Origin of the sequence: Rhizobium sp. K102 (assembly GCF_022385315.1) — a bacterium.
GTDB classification, from domain to species: domain Bacteria; phylum Pseudomonadota; class Alphaproteobacteria; order Rhizobiales; family Rhizobiaceae; genus Rhizobium; species Rhizobium croatiense.
The window spans coordinates 3,978,291-4,001,143 of record NZ_CP092436.1 but is presented as its reverse complement, the minus strand read 5'-3'; the positions used below and the strand labels follow the sequence as shown (position 1 = coordinate 4,001,143).

The window sequence follows — 22,853 nt, the reverse complement described above, 5'->3', positions numbered from 1 at the left end:
GCCTTGATGTTCATACCACTTCACGACGCCAATACGCTGAAACATATCAAGGTCCAGTGGGTGACGCTGGCCTTGATCGCGCTGAATGTCGCAGTCTGGCTCTTTACCAGCCTGGAGAGCGAACAGGCCGCCCAGGCAACGACGGTCGGCCTCAGCTACATCCCGGCGGTCGCCTTCGGGCAGGCGCAGTTGGCTGAGGGATTGGACATCGTGCCGGAGCCGCTGACCTATCTCACCTATGCCTTCGCCCATTCGGGCTTCTGGCATCTGGCCTCCAACATGGTCTTCCTCTGGGTCTTCGGCGACAATGTCGAGGATGCGATGGGGCATATGCGCTTCCTGGTCTTCTACCTCCTCTGCGCGGCCGCCGGCGCGCTTTGCCACGGGTTGCTGACGACGACGCCGGAAGCGCCGCTGGTCGGCGCCTCGGGGGCGATCTCCGGGGTCGTTGCCGCCTATGTCATGCTGCATCCGCGCGTCAGGGTCTGGGTGCTGGTGTTCTTCCGTGTACCCTTGCCCCTGCCGGCCTTCGTGCCGCTGCTTTTGTGGATCGGCCAGCAGTTCTTCATGCTGGCGTTTGCGCCCGATGCCGACGTCTCCTGGGGCGCCCATGTCGGCGGCATTCTTGCCGGCGCTGTTTTAATCCTGGCGCTGCGTCGTCGCGGCGTACCTCTCTTCGATCGGGAAATCGTGACGCCGCGCGCCGTGAGGAACGAAGCCGGCGTCGGTGCGGCCGTTGCGGCCGGCACGGACGGACGGATCGAGCGTCTTCCCTGGGGCCGTGACCGGCGTTGACAGATATATTGACGCGTACGTAAACGTCAATATATTGCCGAAGCAATCCCCTGCCTGCGTCATGCAAGCGTTGTATTTGGGGGAAAAACGCGTATCCATGTCGCCATTCGACAATCGAAGCGGCGTGTGAGCGCGCATTTTCCTTAAAAGCCTCGCTGAAGCCAGTTTTCTTGAAGGAAGGACCCCCATGAAGATTCTCGTGCCCGTCAAACGGGTTGTCGACTACAACGTGAAGATCCGAGTGAAGCCGGATGGTTCGGGTGTCGAGCTTGCCAATGTGAAGATGTCGATGAACCCGTTCGACGAGATCTCGGTGGAAGAGGCGCTGCGGCTGAAGGAAGCCGGCAAGGCGGAAGAAGTGGTGGTCGTCTCGATCGGCCCGGCCAAGGCCGAGGAGACGCTGAGGACGGCGCTTGCCATGGGCGCCGACCGGGCGATCCTGGTCGAGACCGACGATCAAGTCGAGCCGCTCGCCGTCGCCAAGATCCTCAAAGCGGTGGCCGATGCCGAACAGCCGGGGCTGATCATATCAGGCAAGCAGGCGATCGACGACGACTCCAACCAGACCGGCCAGATGCTGGCGGCATTGCTCGGTTCGGCCCAGGCGACTTTCGCCTCGAAGATCGAAATCGGTGACGGCAAGGCGACCGTCACCCGCGAGGTCGACGGCGGCCTGCAGACGATCGAGATCAAGCTGCCGGCGGTGGTGACCACCGATCTTCGCCTGAACGAGCCGCGTTATGCCTCGCTGCCGAACATCATGAAGGCGAAGAAGAAGCCGCTCGACAAGAAGAGCCCGGCCGATTTCGGCGTCGATACGACGCCGCGGCTGAAGATCTTGAAGACCGAGGAGCCGTCCGGCCGCAAGGCCGGCGTCAAGGTCAAGTCGGTCACCGAACTGGTCGACAAGCTCAAAAACGAAGCCGGCGTGCTGTAAGCCAGGAAAGAGAGAACACGATCATGACCATTCTTCTTCTGGCCGACCATGACGGCCATCACCTCTCCGACCAGACCGCCAAGGCGCTGACGGCGGCAAGTCAGATCGGCTCCGACGTGCACATCCTGGTCGCCGGCAAGGCCGCCAAGGCGGCGGCCGATCAGGCCGCCAAGCTTTCCGGTGTGACCAAGGTGCTGCTCGCCGAAAGCGATGCGCTTGCCAACAATCTCGCCGAACCGCTGGCCGATCTGATCGTCTCGCTGGCAGGCAGCTATGACGCGATCCTGTCTGCCGCCACCTCGGTCGGCAAGACGGTGCTGCCGCGCGTCGCTGCCCTGCTCGATGTCGCCCAGGTCTCGGAGATCATCGAAGTCGTCAGCCCCGACACCTTCAAGCGGCCGATCTATGCCGGCAACGCCATCCAGACGGTGCAGGCAAGCGATGCCAAGAAGGTCATCACCGTGCGCACCGCCTCGTTTGCCTCCGCCGCCGAAGGCGGCTCTGCCAGCGTCGAGGCGATCGCAGCGATCTCCGATCCGGGTCTGTCGCGTTTCGTCGCCGATGCGCTGTCGGCCTCCGACCGTCCGGAACTGACCTCGGCGAAGATCATCATCTCCGGCGGCCGGGCGCTCGGTTCGGCCGAGAAGTTCAAGGAGGTCATCCTGCCGGTTGCCGACAAGCTCGGGGCTGCCGTCGGCGCCAGCCGGGCGGCCGTCGATGCCGGTTATGCCCCGAACGACTGGCAGGTCGGCCAGACCGGCAAGGTGGTGGCGCCCGATCTCTATATCGCCGCCGGCATCTCCGGCGCCATCCAGCACCTGGCCGGCATGAAGGACAGTAAGGTGATCGTCGCCATCAACAAGGACGAGGAGGCGCCGATCTTCCAGGTCGCCGACTACGGCCTCGTCGCCGATCTCTTCGACGCACTGCCGGAATTGGAAAAGGCGCTCTGAACGAGCTCCATGCTTTTCTTTCGCACTTGCGAATGACTGGAAAATTGTCTTTTATCTGCTGCCGGGCGATCTTTCGTCCGGCAGTAATGCTAAAATAGTGCGGCAACGCGGGGGCGACTGCCGAGCGGGGGTTTTGGAGATGAGTGCGGTGTTGAAGAATATTGGGATCATCGGTGCCGGCCAGATGGGTTGCGGCATCGCGCATGTTTCGGCCGCCGCAGGGTACAGGGTCCACATCTACGATCTCTCGCAGGACCGCATCGAATCCGGCCTTGCCACCATCAACGGCAATCTTGCCCGCCTGGTGACGAACGGCAAGATGACGGATGAGGAACGTAAATCGACCTTGTCGCGCATCACCGGCTCCGCCGATGTCAATGACCTCGCTCCGTCCGATCTTGTCATCGAGGCGGCCACCGAGGACGAAAGCGTCAAGCGCAAGATTTATAGTCAGGTTTGTCCGGTGATGAAGCCGGAAGCGCTGCTGGCCACCAACACCTCCTCGCTTTCGATTACCCGGCTTGCCGCCGCCACCGACCGCCCCGAACGCTTCATGGGCATTCATTTCATGAACCCGGTGCCTGTCATGAAGCTGGTCGAACTGGTGCGCGGCATCGCCACCGATGAGAAGACCTTCTCCGCCGCCAAGGAATTCGTGGGCACGCTGGAAAAGACCATCACCGTCGCCGAGGACTTCCCGGCCTTCATCGTCAACCGCATCCTCCTGCCGATGATCAACGAAGCGATCTACACGCTCTATGAAGGTGTCGGCACGGTCGACGCCATCGATACGGCGATGAAGCTCGGCGCCAACCATCCGATGGGGCCGCTGCAGCTTGCCGATTTCATCGGCCTCGACACCTGCCTGTCGATCATGCAGGTGCTGCATGACGGCCTGGCGGACTCGAAATATCGCCCCTGCCCGCTGCTGGTGAAATATGTCGAAGCCGGCTGGCTCGGACGCAAATCCGGCCGCGGCTTCTACGACTATCGCGGCGAAGTGCCTGTTCCGACGCGATAAGCGGACATCCGCGGCCGATCATCACAAAGGGCGAATGGACCGGACGCCCGCGAAATGCTTTCCTTGCCGTGAATGGGAGGAAACGCCATGTCGACCGAAACACCGATGTTCCTGCTGCAATGCTGCGTCCTTATCGGAATTGCCGGCGTTTTCCTGATCAGAGGAAGTGGCGACTCCTGACCGATATCCTTACGATCCGATCGCACTCTTGATCAAAGTTTTGGCGTCCTCGCTGTCCCAGGCGGCGGGTCCGTTCATGGCGGAGATCAGGCAGCCCTTGTCGTCGAGCAGCAGCGTCACCGGTAGGCCGAAGGCGAGACCTTCCTTCTTCAGGCTATTGAAGACGCCGATCGTATTGTCGCGATAAAGCTGCAGCGCATCGACGCCCGTCTCGGCGAGGAAAGTCTTCGGCTTTTCGTCATCACCGGTATCGATATTGACCGGCACGACCTGAAACTTGTCGCCGCCCATCTGCTTTTCCAGCGCGTTCAGCGCCGGCATCTCTTCGCGGCAGGGCACGCACCACGTGGCCCAGAGATTGAGCAGCACGGTCTTGCCGGCGAAATGGTCGAGCGTCAGCGGCTTGCCGTCAGGGCCGTTGAAGGACACGCCGGTCAGCTTGCGCGGCTCGCTGGCGGCAACCATCGCGGCAACCTGCCCTTTCATCAGCGGCGCCAGAGTGACGGCGCGTTCCCTCGCCAGCGGGCATTCGGCCGAAGCCGCATCACTGACGCCATTGCCAATCCCCGTCTCCTTCACGTATACCGCTGCCGCACCGGCAACAACGCCTGCAACGGCGGCGATTGCGATCAGTTTTAGCGACGGCAGACCGAAGGGTTTTTTTGTCGTCATTTCATTCTCCAGGACGGGCATCCATGGCCGAGAGCAACACGGACACCAAATCCTCCAACCAGATGTGGGGTGGGCGTTTCGCCTCCGGCCCGGACGCGATCATGGAGGAGATAAATGCCTCGATCGGTTTCGACAAGAAGCTATTCGCGCAGGATATCCGCGGTTCCATCGCCCATGCGACGATGCTCGCCCATCAGGGGATTATTTCGGCCGAGGATAAGGACAAGATCGTTCACGGGCTAAACACGATCCTGTCAGAAATCGAAAGCGGCAATTTCGAATTCTCGCGCCGGCTCGAAGACATCCACATGAATATCGAGGCGCGCCTGGCGACGCTGATCGGACCGGCTGCCGGCCGGCTGCACACCGCCCGCTCGCGCAACGACCAGGTCGCGCTCGACTTCCGCCTCTGGGTGAAGGAAGAGCTCGAGAAGACCGAGAAGATGCTGACCGGCCTGATTGCCGCCTTCCTCGATCGCGCCGAGGAACATGCCGAAAGCGTCATGCCGGGCTTCACCCATCTGCAGACCGCCCAGCCCGTCACCTTCGGCCATCACTGCATGGCCTATGTCGAAATGTTCGGCCGCGACCGCTCGCGGGTGCGCCATGCCATCGAGCACCTGGACGAAAGCCCGATCGGTGCTGCCGCCCTTGCCGGCACCGGTTATCCGATCGACCGCCACATGACGGCCAAGGCGCTCGGCTTCCGCGAGCCGACCCGCAATTCCATCGACACGGTTTCCGACCGCGATTTCGCCATCGAATTCCTGGCGATCGCCGCGATCACGGGCATGCATCTGTCGCGCCTGGCCGAAGAGATCGTCATCTGGTCGACGCCGCAGTTCGGTTTCGTGCGCCTCTCCGACGCCTTCTCGACCGGCTCCTCGATCATGCCGCAGAAGAAGAACCCGGATGCGGCCGAGCTGGTGCGCGCCAAGACCGGCCGCATCAACGGCTCGCTGATCGCACTGCTGACGATCATGAAGGGCCTGCCGCTCGCCTATTCCAAGGACATGCAGGAAGACAAGGAACAGGTCTTCGACGCAGCCGAGAGCCTGGAGCTGGCGATCGCCGCCATGACCGGCATGGTGCGCGACATGACCGTCAACACCGCGCGCATGAAGGCGGCGGCCGGCTCCGGCTTCTCGACGGCGACCGACCTTGCCGACTGGCTGGTGCGCGAAGCCGGCCTGCCGTTCCGCGATGCCCATCACGTGACCGGCCGCGCCGTCGCGCTGGCCGAAAGCAAGGGCTGCGACCTGGCCGAGCTGCCGCTCGCCGACCTGCAGGCGATCCATTCCGCAATCACCGACAAGGTCTATGACGTGCTGACGGTCGAAGCCTCGGTCGCCAGCCGCAAGAGCTTCGGTGGCACGGCCCCCTCCGAGGTGCGCAAGCAGATCGCCTTCTGGCGCGCCCGCAACTAAAAAAGCGAAGCGAAACGCCGCTTCGCCCTTCCCCCGCACGGGGAAAGACCGTCCAACAATCAGGGTGCACAAGGCGGAGAAACTTCGCTATGAAGATGTCCATCGTTCCTAATGAACGATGTCCGTCATATCTCGTACAAGAGGATATCCATGCAGAAGAGCTTGCCGCACCTCATTCGCTCGACGGCAGTCATCGCCGTCATCGGCCTTGCCGTTGCCGGGTGCGGGCGTAAGGGCGATCTCGACCCGCCGAGTGCTGCGGCAACGAAAGAAGGCGACGTTTCCAAGCCGACGAAACAGCCGGGAACCGTTGACAAGCCCTTCCTTCTCGATCCTCTTCTTTAAGGCATAAGCCCGTGAACCACTTCGAGCACCGCGACGGCATCCTTCACGCCGAGAACGTTCCCGTTCCCGAGATCGCCAAGGCGGTCGGCACGCCGTTCTACGTCTATTCCACCGCCACCCTTGAACGCCATTACCGGGTCTTCTCCGAAGCCCTCGCCGATATGGACTCGATGGTCTGCTACGCGATGAAGGCGAATTCGAACCAGGCGGTGCTGAAGACGCTGGGCCGCCTCGGCGCCGGCATCGACGTCGTCTCGGAAGGGGAATTGCGCCGCGCGCTCGCAGCCGACATTCCGGCAAGCCGCATCATGTTTTCAGGCGTCGGCAAGACCCCATCCGAGATGGATTTCGCGCTCGAGGCCGGTATCTACTGCTTCAACGTCGAATCCGAACCCGAGCTCGAGATCCTCAACCAGCGCGCCGTCAACGCCGGAAAGAAGGCTCCCGTCTCCTTCCGTATCAACCCGGATGTCGACGCAAAGACGCATTCGAAGATCTCGACCGGTAAGAAGGAAAACAAGTTCGGCATCTCCTGGGAGCGCGCCCGCGCGATCTACGCCCATGCCGCCAAGCTGCCCGGCATCGAGGTCACCGGCATCGACATGCATATTGGCAGCCAGATCACCGAGCTGCAGCCTTTCGACGACGCTTTCAAGCTGCTGCGCGACCTTGTCGCGACGCTCCGCGCCGACGGCCACACGATCGATCATGTCGATATCGGCGGCGGCCTCGGCGTCCCCTATAAGGACGACAACAATCCGCCGCCACTGCCGGATGCCTATGCAGCAATCGTCAAGAACCAGCTGCGCGATCTGGACTGCAAGGTCATCACCGAGCCCGGCCGCCTGATCGTCGGCAATGCCGGTATTCTGGTGACCGAGGTGCTTTATGTGAAGGACGGCGGCGAGAAGACCTTCGTCATCGTCGACGGCGCGATGAATGATCTCATTCGGCCGACGCTCTACGAGGCCTATCACGAAATCCGCCCGGTGACGATTTCGGCGGCGAATGCGCCGCGCATCCGCGCCGACGTCGTCGGCCCCGTCTGCGAGACCGGCGACTATCTGGCGCTCGACCGCGAAATGGCGATGCCGAAGCCGGGTGATCTGCTGGCCGTCAGCACTGCCGGCGCCTATGGCGCCGTCCAGGCCGGCACCTATAACAGCCGCCTGCTGGTCCCCGAAGTTCTGGTCAAGGGCAGCGATTTCCATGCGATACGACCGCGTAGAACCTATGCCGAGCTGATCAGCCTCGATTCGGTTCCGGCTTGGCTCGACTGACGAGGCCATCACTTTTTGGCGAATAAACGTGAAAAGCCGGTATTGCCGGCCGCTCGCCCTCGCCTTCGCCACAAAGAGTGTTATCCTTGTCAGCCATGAGCGTATTGCCCCGCAATCGCCGGAAGCGCCCTCTGTTCCACGTCAGATCGCGGAGACCGGACCGATGACAAGCCCCTTCAGGCAGAAGAAAGGTGCTTTTGCGCTCCGCCCTGCCCTTGCCCGGCTGGTGACGGCGAAACGCCTGCTGGCGCGCATCGTGCTTTTTTGCGAGCAGCTGCTGCCGCCTCTGTTGCCGGTCCTGTCGGTCGCCGCCCTTTATCTCTCCGCCTCCTGGTTCGGCGTCTTCCGCAGCGTGCCGGACTGGTTGCGCATCCTTCTGCTGATCGCTTTCGCTCTCGCTTTCCTTGTCGCGCTCCTTCCCTTCCGCAATCTGCGCTGGCCGAGGATCGCCGAAGCCGACCGCATGCTGGAAGAACGCAACGGCTTGCCGCACCAGCCGGTCACCGTCCAGGAAGACGAACCGGCCTTCGATGCGCCCTTCGCCCGGGCGCTTTGGCGCGAGCACCAGCTGCGCATGGCCGAAAAGATCGCAGCGCTCGACGCCGGCATGCCGAGGCCTGACATTGCCCGGCATGACCGTTTCGCCCTTCGCGCCATTCCGGCGCTGCTTCTCGTCACTGCCTTTGCTTATTCGCTGTCGATCAATGGCGGTTCGGTCAGTGACGCGTTGCAGGCAGCCCCCGAACAGGTGACGGTCGATCCGGCCGTGCGCATCGACGCCTGGGTGACGCCGCCTTCCTATACCGGCCGCGCGCCGGTCTACCTGACCGCCGACGGCAGTGAACAGGCGCCGATCGGCATTCCGCAGTTTTCCGCTCTCACCGTGCGCGTCAGCGGCGGAAAGACGGCCGAAAAGGTCGTGTTCCGCAAAGCGAACGGTCAGACGCAGGAGATCGCCGTGCAGGCGGACGCAAGCCCGCGCCAGACAGCTGCGACCGCCGGCAACCAGCCGGATGCCGCACCGGCCGGCCAGGCCGCCATCGCGCAGACGCATGCGATGAAGCTCGAGGAGAACGGCACGCTCGAAGTCAGCGGCCGCCGCTGGAGCTTCGACATCCTTCCCGACAAGGCGCCGGAAATTGCCTTTGACGGCTTGCCGAAGCCCAGCGTCAACGGCGCGCTTGAAATTGGTTTCACCGTCAAGGACGACTACGGCGTCCAGGAGGCTCATGCGGAGATCGTACCGCTCGAAACCGATCCGAAAGCAACGCCTCTTTACCCATTGCCGGAGTACCGGCTGGATATCCCCCGCCGCAACGCCCGTGACGCCAAGGGTGTGACCAGCCGGAACCTGACCGAACATCCGCTCGCCGGCAAACGCGTGCGCGTGACGCTTGTTGCCAAGGACGGAGCCGGCCAGACCGGCCGCAGCCCGCCGCACGAGATGATGCTGCCGTCGCGGCCCTTCAACGAGCCGCTTGCCGCGGCCGTCGCTGAGGAACGGCAGGTTTTCGCCCTCGACACCCGCAAGATGCCGCAGGCGATCGCGCTGAACGAAGCGCTGACCATCCGTCCCGAGGAGACCATCCCCAAGCTCACCAACTACCTGTTGCTGGAATCCGCCTTGGCGCGCATGAAGCTCGCAAAGAGCGAGGAGGCGCTGAAGGATACGGCCCAATATCTCTGGGAAATCGCTCTCGGCATGGAGGACGGCGATCTTTCCCTTGCCGAGCGCAAGCTGCGCCAGGCCCAGCAGAATCTTGCCGATGCGTTGAACCGCAACGCGCCGGACGAAGAGATCAAGAAGCTGATGGACGAACTGCGCAAGGCGATGCAGGACTATCTGAGCGAGCTTGCCGAGCGCATGCAGAATGCGCCGATGCAGCCGAACCAGAACGCCCAGAACTTCCTGCGCCAGCAGGATCTGGAACGGATGATGGACCAGATCGAGAATCTCGCCCGCTCCGGCAACCGCGACGCGGCCCAGCAGATGCTGTCGGAATTGCAGCGCATGATGAACAATCTGCAGGCCGGCCGGCCGCAGCGCGGCCAGCAGAGCCAGGAGAACAGTGAGGCGCGCAAGCAGATCGACAAGCTCGGCCAAATCCTGCGCGACCAGCAGAAGCTGATGGAACAGACCTTCCGCCTCGATCAGCAGCTCAAGGACCGCATGCAGCGCGGCGAACCCGAAATGGGCGAAAACGATCCGCTGCTCGACGAGATGACCCCCGGTGAAAACGGCGAGCCGCAGGAGCAACAGGGCCAGCAAGGCCAGGAAGGCCAGCAGCCCTCCGACCAGATGACGGCCGAACAGCTGCGCGAGGCGCTGAAACAGCTGCGCGCCCAGCAGGATGGGCTCGGCAAGCAGCTGGGTGAATTGCAGAAAAAGCTGGGCGAAATGGGCATGAAGCCCGGCCCCGGCTTCGGCCAGGCGCAACGCGAGATGGAGGGCGCCGGCCGCGAACTCGGCCAGGGCCGCGGCCAACCGGCCATCGAAAACCAGGGCCGCGCGCTGGAAGCGCTTCGCCAGGGCGCCCGTGACATGATGAACCAGATGATGCAGGCGCAGCAGGGCCAGCAGGGACAAGGCCCGAACGGCCAGGTCGGCCAGGGCGAGCAGAACGGCCGCGATCCGCTCGGCCGGCCGCGCATGAGCGAGAGATATATCGAGGACGACGGCGTGAAGGTGCCTGACGAAATCGACGTTCAGCGGGCGCGGGAAATCCTCGATGCGATCCGCGAAAAGCTCGGCAACAATCCGCCGCAGGAAATGGAACGACGATATCTCGAACGGCTGCTGGATATCCAATAGGCGCTCAAGCGCGTAACCCCGAAAATCGCAATCGATTTTCGGGGTTACGCGTCAAATTCCGAACAGGCGTTAGGCGACCAGCGCCCGGGCAACCGCCTTGCGGATATCGGGAAGCGCGAATGGCTTGGCCACGACGTCGATGATCTTTTCGGCAAGGTCGTCGGCTCGTTCGCGCTGCTCGGCATAGCCGGTCATCAGCAGGATCTTCAAAGCAGGAAAGGCATCCTTGGCCTGGTGGGCGAGCTCGATGCCGTCCATCACAGGCATGCGGATATCGGAAAGCAGCAGGTCGTAGGCCCCATCCTTGAGCTTCTCCAGCCCCTCGGCGCCATCGGCCGCTTCATCCGTCTCGTGACCGTCGAGCCTGAGCGCCCGGGCTACGAAAGACCGCAGGGAGTCCTCGTCTTCCGTAATCAGAATTCTTGCCATATGTGCATTGCTCCGTCTTCAGCCCCGCGACGGAAATCACCAGACTTTCCTTTTCGATCGGTAAAGATGGCGAAGCGATGGACGGGATGGTTAACAACCCGTCTCGAGCGGCAGCGCAGCGCGGCGCCTCTTTCAGACGTGCTAGAGCCTTTCCTGGTTAGATTGAATCATTCTGTTGGCTCAAACGGAGTCGGATGGTCGACCGGCCGGCGCGCGTCGTAGCCCAGCTCTACGGCCAAGCCGGCCGGTCGATCAGCCGGCCCGTTTCAGCCAGCCCTCCCGCAGATTTGCCTGGCAAATCTGCAAGACTTGGGAACGCCGGGCGCACTGATCGCTTCGCCACGGCGAAGCGGTGCGGCCGGTGGGCCGGGCATCTTTCCGCCAGGATCAGAGGCGATCGGCTCGGACGTACCAGAAGGTATGCCCGTCGCCAATCGCCTATGCCCTGACGAAAACCTGCTCCGGCAGAATGCTTCAATCTAACCAGGAAAGGCTCTAAGGCGCTGCAGTACTCCCGATCAATCAGGCGTCGCCGGTCACCACGCCGACGAAGGGCAGTTCACGAAAAGCATAGGCGACATCCATGCCGTAGCCGACGACGAAATAGTCTGGGCATTCGAAGCCGACATAATCGGCCTCCAGCTTTTCCTTGCGCTTGACGCGCTTGTCGAGCAGCACGGCGATGGTGACGTTGCGTGCGCCACGCTCGAACAGCAGCTCCTTGGCAAACAGCAGCGTCCGGCCGGATTCGAGAATATCGTCGATCAACAGGACGTCGCGGCCATGCACATCGCTGTCGATGTCCTTGACGATGCGCACGCCCTGCGAGACCGTACCGCTGCCATAGCTCGACAGCGTGATGAACTCGACCTCCGGGGCAAGCCCGGTGTCATGCAGGGCGCGGATCAGGTCGGCGGCGAAAATGAAGGAACCCTTGAGCACGGCGATGACGAGCAGGTCCTTGGTCGGACCGTTGGCGATCTCCCGCGCCATCGCATGATTGCGTTCGGCAATCTGTTCGGCGGTGAAGAGCGGCTCGATATTTTTTCCGCGCACGACAGGCATAGGGGCTTCTCCATGAAAAGAAGGGTAAGCCGTTAGCACATATGCGCGCTTGAAACAGCCTCGCCGGCTAGAAATTAACCGGATTGGCACGACCTGCGGCAGGAATTGGCCGTGGCGTGCCGGTGGTGCGTCTATGGCAGGAAGGAAAGCCGAACCTCCGGCATCTTTCCGCCGGCATGCTGGACGCGCGCCGAAAAGCCCCGGCTCTGGCCGCTATAGATGACGTCAACAGGCGGGTTGATGACGATGCTCGCGGTCAACCGCTCGTCGGTCACGAGATCGGCGCGAATCGGCTGCAGCGTCTGCGTCGTGCCGCTGTCGTTTTCGATGATGCCGTTGATGACGAGCACGCGCATGCCGTTCGCGTCACGCGGCGTCGCCGTCACATGGGTGAAATGCAGCGGCGCTCCGGAATAGGCTCGGCCACCCGACAGGCCGGAGAAGCCGCCCGCAAGCCCGAAGACGAGCACGGCAAGCGCCAGCACCAATACGGCGAAACTGCGCATCGACGCGCGCTGCAGCCAGGTTTCCGCCTCCCGCAGAAGAGAAGCGGCCATCGCCGGCCGAAGCGGCGGCTGTGCGGCGCCTGCCCGCTTGCGGTTGTCGTTATGGGTCCTCGCGGTGAATTCCCGCGGCCGCGCCTTGCCGAGCGTGACGAATTCGGCGTCGGCAATATCGGTAGGGCGCGGATTGCGGTACTGGCGGCTGGCGGGTTCGGGCGGCAGGAAATCATAGGCCTGGCCCGGTGTCCGGCGGCTGAAGAAGGATGCTTCCATGGTGGCTGCCTCGCAGATGTCCACATGGTTTCGCTGCCAGCGCTAATCTTGGCATTGAAACGAATCCTGCTCAGTCGTAAATTTTAATGGTTAATGCTTCGCAAAGATTGCCATCAAACGGGCGTCTTTCCGGCAAAATTTACCGGCTGTTAACGGTGTTGGTTAACAAGTCGCACGGTGAAACCCACAACAGACTGAGCTGCCCGTTGATTCACTTCGAGAATGTCGGTTTGCGCTATGGCATGGGCCCGGAAATCCTCCGGGACCTGACCTTCGACATTCCGAAGAAATCCTTTCAGTTCCTGACCGGCCCGTCGGGCGCGGGCAAGACATCGCTGCTGCGGCTCCTCTTCATGTCGCTGCAGCCGACGCGCGGCCTGATCCGCATGTTCGGGCGCGATATTTCCGAAATCCCCCGTCCTGAACTGCCGTTGCTGCGCCGGCGCGTCGGCATCGTCTTCCAGGATTTTCGCCTTCTCGATCATCTCACCACCTATGAAAATGTCGCTTTGCCCTTACGGGTGCGCGGCAAGGAGGAGAGCTCCTACAAGACCGACGTCCTGGAACTGTTGAAATGGGTCGGCCTCGGCGAACGCATCAACGTGCTGCCGCCGGTGCTCTCCGGCGGCGAGAAACAGCGCGCCGCCATCGCCCGGGCGCTGATGGACCGACCGGAAGTCCTGTTGGCCGACGAACCCACGGGGAATGTCGACCCGCCGATGGCCAGGCGCCTGCTCAATCTTTTCCTCGAGCTCAACCGGCTCGGCACGGCGGTCGTAATCGCCACCCATGACCTGGCGTTGATGGAACAGGTGGAAGCCCGCCGCATGATCCTCTCGGAGGGGCATCTCGATATCTATGACTGAGCCCCCGTCCAAAAACCGAGACAAGGCGCCGGCCCAGGCCCAGCAGAAGCGGCCGGAAATGCGCGTGCGCCCGACCGCGCCGATCCTGCCGCCCTCCAACATCCAGGGCAATGCCCTGATGGTGGTGATATCGATCATGGCCTTTCTCGCCTGCCTGACGCTCGGCGGCGTCAGCATGGTGCGCTCGACGGCGGCGAGCTGGGAGAGTCAGATCTCCCGCGAGATCACCATCCAGATCAAGCCGGACGATAATCTCGACATGGAAAAGGCGCTGACGCAGGCGCGCGACCTGGCGCTGACCTTCGTCGGCACCAAAAGCGGCCAGATCGTCGACGAGGCGGCCACCGCCCGTCTGCTCGAACCCTGGCTCGGCCCCGGTCTCGACCTCAAGGACCTGCCCGTTCCCCGCCTCGTCGTCATCACCATCGACGAGAGCAACCCGCCGGATTTCGAGGCGATGCGCGGGCTCCTGAAGGACAGCATCCCGCAGGCGAGCCTCGACGATCACCGCACCTGGGTCGACCGGCTGGTGTCCATGGCGCATACGACGGTGCTGATCGGCACCGGCGTCCTGCTCCTCGTCTTCTCGGCCATGGTGCTCACCGTCGTCTTTGCCACGCGCGGCGCGCTGTCGGGCAATCGCCACATCGTCGAAGTGCTGCATTTCGTCGGCGCCGAAAGCTCCTTTGTCGCCACCGAATTCCAGAAGCATTTCCTCAAGATCAGCCTCAAGGGCTCGGCGATAGGCAGCGCGCTTGCCGCCCTTTTCTTCGCCACTGCCGGCTTCTGGCAAAGCCGCACTCTGGCGACGCCGGAAACGGATCAGGCAACCGCGCTGTTCGGCACTTTTTCGGTCGGCGTACTCGGTTATGCCGGCATCTTCGCGACCATGATCGTTATCGCGCTGCTGACGACCGTCACGGCGCGGCTGACCGTCATGCGGACGATCTATGAAATCGATACATTGCGCTCGGACCCGACGCGCACCGACGGCATCGCAAGTTGATCGTGACCATGTCGTTTTGTCATTGTAGCGTCTGTTCCACGCCGTAATCAGCGTATAATCACGATTCATGACCATGGGCCATACGACACGCAACCCGATTCGGCAGGATCCGGAGCTTGATCACCCGGCGGGCCTGCCGCCGCGACGCGGGCCGATCCGCCGCATGTTGCGCTGGGCCGGCTTTGGTTGCGTTCTGGCGATCGCCCTGGTGTTCGGCGGCTTCCTGCGCTTTGCCGATTCCGTGACGACGCTCAAGCCCCCGGTCGAGCCGAAGGCGGACGCGATCGTCGTGCTGACAGGGGGCTACCAGCGCATCGACCAGGCAGTGGAACTGCTGCAGAAGGGTGCCGGCAGGCGGCTCCTGATCTCCGGCGTCCACCCGACGACGACGCCGGCTCAGATCCGCAAGATGACGCAGGGCTCGGCCGATCTCTTCTCCTGCTGCGTCGATATCGGTCATGACGCGATAGACACGATCGGCAATGCCGAGGAAACCTCCAACTGGATCCATGCCAAGGGATACAGAAGCGTGCTCGTCGTCACCAACAACTACCATATGCCACGCACCCTCGCCGAGCTCTCCTATGTCGATCCCGACATCGAGTTCATCCCCTATCCCGTCGTCAACTCGGATCTGAAGACCCGCAACTGGTTCACCGATCCGAACGCGATGCGCGTCATGCTGGCCGAATATCTGAAGGTGCTCTTGGCCGGCGCCCGCAACATCACCGGCTTCGGCCGCCACACCGGATTGCGCTCGGCCAGAGTGTCCGCCGCAGAGTAGAGCCTTTCCTGGTTAGATTGAAGCATTCTGTTGGCTGAAACCGGCCGGGCATCTTTCCGCCAGGATCAGAGGCGATCGGCTCGGACGTACCCTGGGGGTAGGCCCTTCACCAATCGCCTCTGCCCTGACGAAAACCTGCTCCGGCAGAATGCTTCAATCTAACCAGGAAAGGCTCTAGGTTTTGCCAGAGCATGATGCCGAAAAGTGTGAGCGGTTTTCGGACGACATCATGGCCAAACTCTTCTAATTTAGAACAGGATTCAGATTTCAGGCCCGGCCTGAAATCTGAATCCTGTTCTGGGGCATCATCAAATGCTTTTTATGATGGGCAATATCGTGTAGGCCGGTCGCGTGAGCATGCCTCGGGAAAATTTCATGATCGCCCTGCGTTCCGTCCTCTTCAACACGATCTTCTATGCCAACCTCATCATCCGGATGATCGTGCTCTCGCCCTATTATTTCGTGGTGCCGCGGCTTACCGCCTATGAAATCCCGAAGAACTGGGCGCGCTCCAATCACTGGCTGATGCGCGTGATCGTCGGCACGACCTTTGAGATCGAAGGCCTGGAGAACCTGCCTGACGGCAGCTACATCCTGGCGCCGAAGCACCAGTCCTTTTGGGATACCTACGCGCTTCTGCCAAGGCTCAGGGACCCGGTCTACATCCTGAAGCGGGAGTTGATGTGGATTCCGCTTTTCGGCTGGTATGCCAAGAAGCAGCGCATGATCCCGGTCGATCGCGGTGCCCGCGGCAAGGTGATGGTTGACGTGCTGAAGCGCACGAAGGAAGAGCTTTCGACCGGCCGCCAGCTCATCATCTATCCCGAGGGCACCCGCCGCCCGCCGGGCGCGGAGCCGCTCTATAAATACGGTATTGCCCGCATGTACCGCGATCTTGGTATTCCCGTCGTGCCGGTCGCCATGCATCCCGGCCTCTTCTGGCCGCGACGGAGCATCCGCCGTTATCCCGGCCACTTCAAGGTGCGGATCCTGCCGCCGATCATGCCGGGAATGGATCCGGACGCCTTCTTCGCCCACTTGATCGAGGTGACCGAAAGGGCAAGCGACGAGCTCTTGCTCGACACCATCGAACGCAATCCGCATCTGCCGCTGCCACCGACAGCGATCGCCAGGCTGACCAAGCTGCGCAAAGTGAAGGCAGCGACGGCCTGAAGTCTTTCAGACGCGCAAAGAACGCTGTAACACTTCGAGTTGCTGCATAATTTTATCCTTAGATCGGTACCGATTTAAGGAATCATGCAGGCAGCCCGCAGCCGTTCCACCTCGTTGACGACCTGCTCCAGCCACTGATCGCGAATGCCCATCTGCCTCAGATGCGCAAGCGTGTTGAAGACATAAGCATCGTTCGGACCGGACTGGCCGCTGGCCTCGTTCACCACCCGTGCCGCCGCGAGCGCGTCGAGCGTACCGGCATATTGCTCGTGGTCGCGGTCAGCGACGTACGTCACCGCCTCCATCCGCCGACCGCCGGCAAATTGCAGCCGGACCCGGCGTTCCAGATAGACATTGGTGACAAGTTCGCGGGCGCGGAGATACTCGATCACCTCATCCCATCTGTCCGGCGAAATACGGAAGGCCATGCCGCGGCAGGCGCCGCCCCTGTCGAGGCCGAGGACGAGGCCCGGATTGTCGCGTGTGCCGCGATGAACGAAGGAACGGACACAGAGCGAACGCCTGTAACCATGCACCAGGGCTTCTGCCCGTTCCAGGAACTCGAAGCCCGGATTCCACATCAGCGAGCCGTAGCCAAACACCCAAAATTCGTCCATATCGCACGCCAGACCGGAATCACTTTGCAACTCACCATTGGAGAACATCATGGCAGCGTCAAGCCGATCCGGCAGCGGTCAATCCAGCAGCGGCAAGAAATTCTGGTTGCTGGGCGGAGGCATTCTCCTGGTGATCGCGCTTTATACCGGCGGCTGGTTCTATGCGGCATCGGCGTTGAAGACCACGGTGCTGAAAGCGATCGCGCCACGCGATCAGGCGGGCGTCAGCGGCGAATGCTCCGATATCGAATTCCGCGGCTATCCCTTCCGCATCGGCCTGTTCTGCTCCAAGGTCGATGTCGACGACAGTGTCAACGGCGTCTCCGCCACCTTCGGCGCCTTGCGCTCGGCAGCCCAGGTCTATGCGCCCGGCCACATCGTCTGGGAACTCGATTCGCCGGCCGAGATCCGCACCAGCAATGGCCTTTCGATCTCGGCCCAGTGGGCGAACCTGCAGTCGAGCCTAGTGACCAGACTGAAGGGCATCGACCACAGCTCGACCCTCATCGAGGGGCTGAAGGCGACGGCGGTCTCTTCCTTCACCGGCCAGACGGTGAGCTTCGATGCCGCCCGCACGGAAATTCATTTGCGCCAGAACGGCGCCGATCTCGACGGCGCGATCTCGGTGCAGGATGCGAATACGGCTATCACGGACTGGCCCCAGGTCTTCCCGAAACTCTCCGCCAGCATCGATCTGACCGTTGCCGGCAAGGCCGGCCTGATCGACGGCAGCGACCCGAGTGGCCTCAATGGCGCAGCCGGCGAGCTGCGCCGCATCGTTGCCGACATTGGCGACGGCAAGGTCATGACGCTGACCGGTCCCTTCTCCTTCGACGAACAGGGTTTCCTGTCGGGAAAATTCAAGCTGGAGATCGAACGGCTCGGACCATGGGGCGACAGCCTGAAGCAGACCTTCCCGGACATCGCCTCGACCGTCAACACGGCGACCAAGCTCTTGAAATCGCTTGCCGGCGGCAAAGACAAGGTGTCGGTCGATCTCGTTGTCGATCATGGCAACGCCACCGTCAGCGGCTTCATCCCGCTCGGCCGGATACCGCCGATCTGACCAGCCCGTTTTAGGCAATGCGCTTGATGAAAAAAACCTCAGGCACCAATTGCAGACCGGGCAGCTCGATTGCGCCGGTTTCGATAAATCCGTTGCGGCGATGCCAGTCCTGCGGCCGGCTCTCGTCGCACTCGCTCGACGTCATCAGCAGGCGGGCGCCTTCGCCGCGCATCGCCGCTTCCCAGGCGAGAAACAGCGCCGTTCCGACGCCCGACCGGCGGTGACCGGGAGGGACGCGGATCATTTCCATATAGGGAACTCTGCCCCAAAAGCGGGAGAAGCGCAGGAAGCCGACGATCTCGCCGTCCTCCCGGGCGACGAGATATTCGCCGAGCGCCACACACCGCGATACCCATGCCCTGCCGGCGCTGGCATCCTCGTGCACCAGCCAATCGATTTCCGCCTGGCTCGCACTCGCCACCTCCACCATGGCGGCGATTACTTCTTGTCCAGCGCGTGGGGGCGGCCGAAATCGGGTGCGTCGACGTCCTGACCGGCTTGGACGATCGAGCGGCGGATGGCGCGCGTGCGGGTGAAAAGTTCGAAAATCTTGTCGCCCTCACCCCAGCGGATCGCCCGCTGCAGATAGGCGAGATCCTCCGAGAAGCGCGCCAGCATTTCGAGGATCGCATCGCGATTATGCAGGCAGACGTCGCGCCACATGGTCGGGTCGGAGGCGGCGAGACGGGTGAAGTCGCGAAAGCCGGAGGCCGAATATTTGATGACTTCCGATTCCGTCACCGTCTCCAGATCGTCGGCAGTGCCGACGATGTTGTAGGCGATGATATGCGGCAGGTGCGAGACGATCGCGAGCACCTTGTCGTGGTGTTCCGCATCCATCTCGTCGACCTTCGAGCCGAGCGCCTCCCAAAAGCCACGCAGCCGCTTCAAGGCCGTCTCGTCGGTACCCGCGACCGGTGTGAAGATGCACCAGCGGCCTTCGAAGAGGCCAGGGAAGCCGGCATCGGGGCCGGATTTTTCCGTACCGGCCAGCGGATGGCCGGGGATGAAATGCACATTCTCAGGCATATGCGGCTGCATCTGCGCGATGACCGACGCCTTGGTCGAGCCGACATCGGTGACGATTGCGCCGGGCTGGAGGTTGCCGGCGATTTCCTTGGCCACGCTTTCCGAAGCGCCGACCGGCACCGAAACGATGATGAGGTCGGCATGCTTGACGGCCTCTGCCGAAGAGGTCGTATAGCGATCGCCGAGGCCAAGCTCCTCCGCACGCTTCAACGTATCGGCGCTGCGTGTGGCGACGACGATCTCTTTCGTCAGCCCGAGCCGCCGGATGTCGTGGGCGAGCGAAGATCCGATCAGGCCGATGCCGATCAGCGCGATTCGGTCAAACAGCACGCTCATGCCTGACGTCCCATGAATTCGCGGAGTGCTGCAATGACGCCGCGATTGGCCTCTTCAGGACCGATGCTCATGCGCAGCGCATTGGAAAAGCCGTAGCTGCGCACGGCGCGCAGGATGTAACCGCGGCTCGTCAGAAGTTCGTCCGCGTCGGCGGCACGCTTGCCGTCGATCTCGGGGAAATGGATGAGGACGAAATTGGCGACCGACGGCGTGACTTTCAGCCCGATCGCTTCCAGCGCCTCCGTCAACGTTTCCACCCACATCTGGTTGTAGGAGACGGCCTGCTGGACGAAAGCCTGGTCGCGGATGGCCGCGGCGCCGGCAGCGATCGCCGCCGCATTCAGGTTGAACGGCGCGCGGACGCGGTTCACCGCATCGACGATCTCGGCCGGCGCGTACATCCAGCCGACGCGCAACGCCGCCAGACCGTAGGCCTTCGAGAAAGTGCGGGTCATCACCACGTTGGAGCTGGAAGACACCACCTCGATGCCGGCTTCGTAGTCGTTGCGGCGCACATATTCGGCGTAAGCCGCATCGAGCACGAGGACGACGTGTTTCGGCAGGCCGGCCTGCAGGCGGCGGATTTCGCTGACTGGAACATAGGTGCCGGTGGGATTGCCGGGATTGGCGATGAAGACGATCTTCGTCCTTTCCGTCACCGCGGCGAGGATCGCGTCGACATCGACTGTATAGTCCTTTTCCTTCACGACGACGGGCGTGGCACCCGTGCCCATGATCTGGATCTTGTAGACCAGGAAGCCGTGCTCGGTGATGATGCCCTCGTCGCCGGCGCCGAGATAGACATGGCAGAGCAGGCCGAGCAGTTCGTCCGAACCATTGCCGCAGAGGATGTTTGCCGGATTGAGGCCATGCACGGCGGCAATCGCCTCGCGCAGTTCGATCGCCTGCCCGTCGGGATAACGTCCCAGATTATCGGCAGCGGCCTTGACCGCCTCGATCGCCTTCGGGCTGGCGCCGAGCGGCGTTTCGTTGGAAGAGAGCTTGTAGACGCGGGCAACACCCGGCGCATGTTCCTTGCCCGGCACATAGGATGCGATATCGAGAATACCGGGACGCGGAACGGGCTTGCTGATCTCAACGCTCATGGGTCGACCTTGGATTTTCCGGAAAATGACCCAGTGGCATTAAAGCGGAATGCGGTTCTTGTCGAGAGCCGGGAACGGGGTCACCGGTTGCGCGTCGTCGGCACGCCGTGCGGTGCGAGCACCGGCACGAAGACGCGGCGGGAGGCGCGTGCCGCCACCGGCAGCCCCTGATAGAGCCGCTTCTGCGCCTCGACGATGATGACGCCCGAAAAGGCCGGCCACAGCGTCCGGCCGATCCGTTCGAAGGCGCGGCGAAGCCGCAGGATGGTCCTGAGTTTCGAGGGCGGAAAGAACAGCGCTTCGGCCGTCGCGCCGGGCGTGAAATTCGTCTCGCGCAGCAGATGCGTCAGCTGACCGCGCGAATAGGGCCGGCCCGAACCGAAGGGCGTATGCTCCATGCGGGCCCACACGCCGCGCCGGTTCGGCACGACGATGACAAGCCGTCCGCCCGGTGCCAGCACCCGCCAGAGTTCCTTCAGCGTCTCGCGCGGGCTTTCGGCAAATTCCAGCGAATGCACCATCAACACCCGGTCGATCGAGGAATCCGGCAGCGGCAGTTCCTCATCGAAAATCAGCGTCGTCGACGACAGCGAGCCCATCGGCCAGTTCACCGCGCCCTGCCCGGCCGGCATGAAGGCAAAGGTGCGCTCGGTATCGGCCTGGAACCGATCGAGGAAGGGCACGGCATAACCGAGACCGACCAGACGCTCCTGCGGCAGGCGCACCCAGAGCGAGGCTAGCGCCATGGCGATCGACTGCTCGGCAAAACGCCCGAGGTCGGAATGATAGAACTGACGTAGGTCGACGATATCGGCGTGCATTGCGACAAATGTTATCAGCGGGCGGTTGGACTTCAAGGCCGGAACCTCTACATTTCCGCGAGACTCGCAGGACAAAGGATTATTGAACGATGAAACCTTTGGAATTAGCCGTTTTTCTCTGCCGCACCGATAATTTCGGCGTTCTCGTGCACGATCCGGAGACGGGATTTACCGCTGCAATCGACGCGCCGGAGGAGGCGCCGATCCTGGAAGCGGCGACACGGCGCGGCTGGAAGATCACGCATATCTTCACCACCCATCATCACACCGATCACGTTGCCGCCAATCTGGCGCTGAAGGAGCAGTTCGGCTGTGAAATCATCGGCCCGATCAACGAGGCCGTCGCCATTCCCGGCCTCGACCGGACGATGGCGGATGGCGACAGGTTCCTCTTCGGCAACCACACGGTCAACGTGATCGAGACGCCGGGCCACACCGCCGGCCACATCTGCTATCACTTCGTCGACGACAAGCTGCTTTTTGCCGCCGACACACTGTTTGCGCTCGGCTGCGGCCGCCTGTTCGAGCGCCCTGCGGCCGACATGTGGCATTCGCTGCAGAAACTTGCCGTGCTGCCCGATGAGACGGCCATCTATTTCGGCCACGAATATACACTCTCCAACGCCCGCTTCGCGCTGACGGTCGATCCCGACAATGAACGCCTGAGGAGCCGCGCCGCCGAGATCGAGGCTTTGCGCGCCGAGGGCAAGTCCACCATCCCGACGACGCTGGGACTGGAAAAGGAAACCAATCCATTCCTGCGCGCCGGTGATCCGGCGATCCGCCGCAATCTGATCATGGAAGGCAAGACGAACGAGGAAGTCTTCGCCGAAATCCGCAAGCGCAAGGACAATTTCTGATGTCGCCCGAGGACATCGTCCGGCAACTTGGCATGCAGCCGCATCCGGAAGGCGGCTGGTACGTCGAGACATTCCGCGATACGGCGGGCGGAGAGCGCGGACATTCCACCGCGATCTATTACCTCCTGACCAGCGGGCAGCGCTCGCACTGGCATCGCGTCCGCGACGCCGCCGAAATCTGGCATTACTACGCCGGCGCGCCGCTGGCGCTGCACCGCTCGCAGAACGGGGCGGCAAGCGAGACCCTGACGCTCGGACCGAATCTGATCGCAGACGAGCGGCCGCAGGCGATCATTCCCGCCAATTGGTGGCAATCGGCCGAAACCCTTGGCGATTTCACCCTGGTCGGCTGCACCGTTTCGCCCGGTTTCGTATTTTCAAGCTTCGAAATGGCCCCGCCCGGCTGGACGCCCGGCGGTTAGAGCCTTTCCTGATTAGATTGAAGCATTCTGCCGGAGCAGGTTTTCGTCAGGGCAGAGGCGATTGGCGACGGGCAT

At 62.5% G+C, this 22,853-nt stretch carries 24 protein-coding genes; 15 read left to right on the top strand and 9 right to left on the bottom strand.

Annotation, left to right across the window (positions count from 1 at the left end; all coding sequences use genetic code 11):
* The first annotated feature begins 6 nt into the window (after positions 1 to 6).
* From MHI61_RS25655 to MHI61_RS25640, 4 genes are all read left to right on the top strand, one after another.
* Positions 7 to 795, top strand: a complete 789-nt coding sequence (locus MHI61_RS25655) for a rhomboid family intramembrane serine protease (RefSeq protein WP_239791071.1) — start codon at positions 7 to 9, stop codon at positions 793 to 795.
* Positions 796 to 982: 187 nt separating this feature from the next.
* Positions 983 to 1,732, top strand: coding sequence for an electron transfer flavoprotein subunit beta/FixA family protein (locus MHI61_RS25650; RefSeq protein WP_239791070.1), 750 nt, complete (start codon positions 983 to 985; stop codon positions 1,730 to 1,732).
* Positions 1,733 to 1,755: 23 nt separating this feature from the next.
* Positions 1,756 to 2,685 (top strand): electron transfer flavoprotein subunit alpha/FixB family protein, encoded by a 930-nt coding sequence (locus MHI61_RS25645; RefSeq protein WP_239791069.1) that lies wholly within the window; start codon positions 1,756 to 1,758, stop codon positions 2,683 to 2,685.
* 139 nt (positions 2,686 to 2,824) lie between these two features.
* Positions 2,825 to 3,706 carry a 3-hydroxybutyryl-CoA dehydrogenase gene (locus tag MHI61_RS25640; protein WP_038691587.1) on the top strand — a complete coding sequence of 294 codons (882 nt, stop codon included), beginning with the start codon at positions 2,825 to 2,827 and terminating at the stop codon, positions 3,704 to 3,706.
* A 189-nt stretch (positions 3,707 to 3,895) separates the two neighbouring features.
* On the opposite strand, the gene MHI61_RS25635 is transcribed toward MHI61_RS25640, so the two are convergent.
* Positions 3,896 to 4,558 (bottom strand): TlpA disulfide reductase family protein, encoded by a 663-nt coding sequence (locus MHI61_RS25635; RefSeq protein WP_239791068.1) that lies wholly within the window; start codon positions 4,556 to 4,558, stop codon positions 3,896 to 3,898.
* A 23-nt stretch (positions 4,559 to 4,581) separates the two neighbouring features.
* Here MHI61_RS25635 and argH point away from each other — a divergent pair, with 23 nt between their 5' ends.
* The 4 genes from argH (at position 4,582) to MHI61_RS25615 (ending at position 10,422) form a co-directional block, all read left to right on the top strand.
* On the top strand, positions 4,582 to 5,985 hold the full coding sequence (argH, locus tag MHI61_RS25630) for an argininosuccinate lyase (protein WP_183839830.1): 1,404 nt from the start codon (positions 4,582 to 4,584) through the stop codon (positions 5,983 to 5,985).
* A gap of 150 nt (positions 5,986 to 6,135) precedes the next feature.
* Positions 6,136 to 6,330: a lipoprotein gene (locus MHI61_RS25625; protein WP_239791067.1), complete on the top strand. Its 195-nt coding sequence runs from the start codon at positions 6,136 to 6,138 to the stop codon at positions 6,328 to 6,330.
* Positions 6,331 to 6,341: 11 nt separating this feature from the next.
* Positions 6,342 to 7,610: a diaminopimelate decarboxylase gene (gene lysA / locus MHI61_RS25620; RefSeq protein WP_239791066.1), complete on the top strand. Its 1,269-nt coding sequence runs from the start codon at positions 6,342 to 6,344 to the stop codon at positions 7,608 to 7,610.
* A gap of 163 nt (positions 7,611 to 7,773) precedes the next feature.
* Entirely contained in the window at positions 7,774 to 10,422 is a 2,649-nt protein-coding gene (locus tag MHI61_RS25615) for a TIGR02302 family protein (RefSeq protein ID WP_239791065.1), read from the top strand.
* Between the two features lie 69 nt (positions 10,423 to 10,491).
* On the opposite strand, the gene MHI61_RS25610 is transcribed toward MHI61_RS25615, so the two are convergent.
* The 3 genes from MHI61_RS25610 to MHI61_RS25600 all read right to left on the bottom strand — a co-directional run bounded on the left by MHI61_RS25610 (position 10,492) and on the right by MHI61_RS25600 (position 12,692).
* The gene (locus MHI61_RS25610; protein WP_239791064.1) at positions 10,492 to 10,851 is read right to left on the bottom strand and encodes a response regulator; all 360 of its coding nucleotides are present in this window, start codon (positions 10,849 to 10,851) and stop codon (positions 10,492 to 10,494) included.
* A 522-nt stretch (positions 10,852 to 11,373) separates the two neighbouring features.
* Entirely contained in the window at positions 11,374 to 11,916 is a 543-nt protein-coding gene (gene hpt, locus MHI61_RS25605) for a hypoxanthine phosphoribosyltransferase (protein WP_004671390.1), read from the bottom strand.
* Positions 11,917 to 12,047: 131 nt separating this feature from the next.
* Positions 12,048 to 12,692, bottom strand: coding sequence for a hypothetical protein (locus MHI61_RS25600; protein ID WP_239791063.1), 645 nt, complete (start codon positions 12,690 to 12,692; stop codon positions 12,048 to 12,050).
* A gap of 206 nt (positions 12,693 to 12,898) precedes the next feature.
* Here MHI61_RS25600 and ftsE point away from each other — a divergent pair, with 206 nt between their 5' ends.
* The 4 genes from ftsE to MHI61_RS25580 all read left to right on the top strand — a co-directional run bounded on the left by ftsE (position 12,899) and on the right by MHI61_RS25580 (position 16,521).
* Positions 12,899 to 13,558 (top strand): cell division ATP-binding protein FtsE, encoded by a 660-nt coding sequence (gene ftsE / locus MHI61_RS25595; protein WP_004671394.1) that lies wholly within the window; start codon positions 12,899 to 12,901, stop codon positions 13,556 to 13,558.
* Positions 13,551 to 14,564 (top strand): ABC transporter permease, encoded by a 1,014-nt coding sequence (locus tag MHI61_RS25590; RefSeq protein ID WP_064686330.1) that lies wholly within the window; start codon positions 13,551 to 13,553, stop codon positions 14,562 to 14,564. The genes ftsE and MHI61_RS25590 overlap by 8 nt, the downstream gene beginning before the upstream one ends.
* 67 nt (positions 14,565 to 14,631) lie before the next feature.
* A complete protein-coding gene (locus tag MHI61_RS25585) occupies positions 14,632 to 15,348 on the top strand; it encodes a YdcF family protein (RefSeq protein ID WP_239791062.1) in 717 nt (238 codons plus the stop codon).
* Between the two features lie 375 nt (positions 15,349 to 15,723).
* The gene (locus MHI61_RS25580) at positions 15,724 to 16,521 is read left to right on the top strand and encodes a 1-acyl-sn-glycerol-3-phosphate acyltransferase (protein WP_239791061.1); all 798 of its coding nucleotides are present in this window, start codon (positions 15,724 to 15,726) and stop codon (positions 16,519 to 16,521) included.
* A 74-nt stretch (positions 16,522 to 16,595) separates the two neighbouring features.
* On the opposite strand, the gene MHI61_RS25575 is transcribed toward MHI61_RS25580, so the two are convergent.
* Complete coding sequence (locus MHI61_RS25575) at positions 16,596 to 17,138, bottom strand: gamma-glutamylcyclotransferase (RefSeq protein WP_239791060.1); 543 nt, start codon at positions 17,136 to 17,138, stop codon at positions 16,596 to 16,598.
* A 49-nt stretch (positions 17,139 to 17,187) separates the two neighbouring features.
* On the opposite strand from MHI61_RS25575, the gene MHI61_RS25570 reads away from it, so the two are divergent.
* Positions 17,188 to 18,204 carry a DUF2125 domain-containing protein gene (locus MHI61_RS25570; protein ID WP_239791059.1) on the top strand — a complete coding sequence of 339 codons (1,017 nt, stop codon included), beginning with the start codon at positions 17,188 to 17,190 and terminating at the stop codon, positions 18,202 to 18,204.
* A gap of 10 nt (positions 18,205 to 18,214) precedes the next feature.
* Here the strand turns inward: MHI61_RS25570 and MHI61_RS25565 are convergent, their stop codons facing one another.
* The 4 genes from MHI61_RS25565 to MHI61_RS25550 form a co-directional block, all read right to left on the bottom strand.
* Positions 18,215 to 18,634: a GNAT family N-acetyltransferase gene (locus tag MHI61_RS25565; RefSeq protein WP_239791058.1), complete on the bottom strand. Its 420-nt coding sequence runs from the start codon at positions 18,632 to 18,634 to the stop codon at positions 18,215 to 18,217.
* Positions 18,635 to 18,642: 8 nt separating this feature from the next.
* Positions 18,643 to 19,569: a prephenate/arogenate dehydrogenase family protein gene (locus MHI61_RS25560; RefSeq protein WP_239791057.1), complete on the bottom strand. Its 927-nt coding sequence runs from the start codon at positions 19,567 to 19,569 to the stop codon at positions 18,643 to 18,645.
* Entirely contained in the window at positions 19,566 to 20,675 is a 1,110-nt protein-coding gene (gene hisC, locus MHI61_RS25555) for a histidinol-phosphate transaminase (RefSeq protein WP_097608877.1), read from the bottom strand. The genes MHI61_RS25560 and hisC overlap by 4 nt, the downstream gene beginning before the upstream one ends.
* 80 nt (positions 20,676 to 20,755) lie before the next feature.
* On the bottom strand, positions 20,756 to 21,532 hold the full coding sequence (locus tag MHI61_RS25550) for a class I SAM-dependent methyltransferase (RefSeq protein ID WP_097608878.1): 777 nt from the start codon (positions 21,530 to 21,532) through the stop codon (positions 20,756 to 20,758).
* A 53-nt stretch (positions 21,533 to 21,585) separates the two neighbouring features.
* Here MHI61_RS25550 and gloB point away from each other — a divergent pair, with 53 nt between their 5' ends.
* Together gloB and MHI61_RS25540 are read left to right on the top strand one after the other, a co-directional pair.
* Positions 21,586 to 22,356: a hydroxyacylglutathione hydrolase gene (gene gloB / locus MHI61_RS25545; RefSeq protein ID WP_239791056.1), complete on the top strand. Its 771-nt coding sequence runs from the start codon at positions 21,586 to 21,588 to the stop codon at positions 22,354 to 22,356.
* The gene (locus tag MHI61_RS25540) at positions 22,356 to 22,778 is read left to right on the top strand and encodes a cupin domain-containing protein (RefSeq protein ID WP_239791055.1); all 423 of its coding nucleotides are present in this window, start codon (positions 22,356 to 22,358) and stop codon (positions 22,776 to 22,778) included. Before gloB ends, MHI61_RS25540 begins: the two co-directional genes overlap by 1 nt.
* Positions 22,779 to 22,853: the final 75 nt, after the last annotated feature.

Coding starts and splice junctions, on each gene's coding strand:
- MHI61_RS25655 (WP_239791071.1), top strand. CDS start 7: ATGTTCATACCACTTCACGACGCCAATACGCTGAAACATATCAAGGTC.
- MHI61_RS25650 (WP_239791070.1), top strand. CDS start 983: ATGAAGATTCTCGTGCCCGTCAAACGGGTTGTCGACTACAACGTGAAG.
- MHI61_RS25645 (WP_239791069.1), top strand. CDS start 1,756: ATGACCATTCTTCTTCTGGCCGACCATGACGGCCATCACCTCTCCGAC.
- MHI61_RS25640 (WP_038691587.1), top strand. CDS start 2,825: ATGAGTGCGGTGTTGAAGAATATTGGGATCATCGGTGCCGGCCAGATG.
- MHI61_RS25635 (WP_239791068.1), bottom strand. CDS start 4,558: ATGACGACAAAAAAACCCTTCGGTCTGCCGTCGCTAAAACTGATCGCA.
- argH (WP_183839830.1), top strand. CDS start 4,582: ATGGCCGAGAGCAACACGGACACCAAATCCTCCAACCAGATGTGGGGT.
- MHI61_RS25625 (WP_239791067.1), top strand. CDS start 6,136: ATGCAGAAGAGCTTGCCGCACCTCATTCGCTCGACGGCAGTCATCGCC.
- MHI61_RS25615 (WP_239791065.1), top strand. CDS start 7,774: ATGACAAGCCCCTTCAGGCAGAAGAAAGGTGCTTTTGCGCTCCGCCCT.
- MHI61_RS25610 (WP_239791064.1), bottom strand. CDS start 10,851: ATGGCAAGAATTCTGATTACGGAAGACGAGGACTCCCTGCGGTCTTTC.
- hpt (WP_004671390.1), bottom strand. CDS start 11,916: ATGCCTGTCGTGCGCGGAAAAAATATCGAGCCGCTCTTCACCGCCGAA.
- MHI61_RS25600 (WP_239791063.1), bottom strand. CDS start 12,692: ATGGAAGCATCCTTCTTCAGCCGCCGGACACCGGGCCAGGCCTATGAT.
- MHI61_RS25590 (WP_064686330.1), top strand. CDS start 13,551: ATGACTGAGCCCCCGTCCAAAAACCGAGACAAGGCGCCGGCCCAGGCC.
- MHI61_RS25585 (WP_239791062.1), top strand. CDS start 14,632: ATGACCATGGGCCATACGACACGCAACCCGATTCGGCAGGATCCGGAG.
- MHI61_RS25580 (WP_239791061.1), top strand. CDS start 15,724: ATGATCGCCCTGCGTTCCGTCCTCTTCAACACGATCTTCTATGCCAAC.
- MHI61_RS25575 (WP_239791060.1), bottom strand. CDS start 17,138: ATGGACGAATTTTGGGTGTTTGGCTACGGCTCGCTGATGTGGAATCCG.
- MHI61_RS25570 (WP_239791059.1), top strand. CDS start 17,188: ATGGCAGCGTCAAGCCGATCCGGCAGCGGTCAATCCAGCAGCGGCAAG.
- MHI61_RS25565 (WP_239791058.1), bottom strand. CDS start 18,634: ATGGTGGAGGTGGCGAGTGCGAGCCAGGCGGAAATCGATTGGCTGGTG.
- MHI61_RS25560 (WP_239791057.1), bottom strand. CDS start 19,569: ATGAGCGTGCTGTTTGACCGAATCGCGCTGATCGGCATCGGCCTGATC.
- hisC (WP_097608877.1), bottom strand. CDS start 20,675: ATGAGCGTTGAGATCAGCAAGCCCGTTCCGCGTCCCGGTATTCTCGAT.
- gloB (WP_239791056.1), top strand. CDS start 21,586: ATGAAACCTTTGGAATTAGCCGTTTTTCTCTGCCGCACCGATAATTTC.
- MHI61_RS25540 (WP_239791055.1), top strand. CDS start 22,356: ATGTCGCCCGAGGACATCGTCCGGCAACTTGGCATGCAGCCGCATCCG.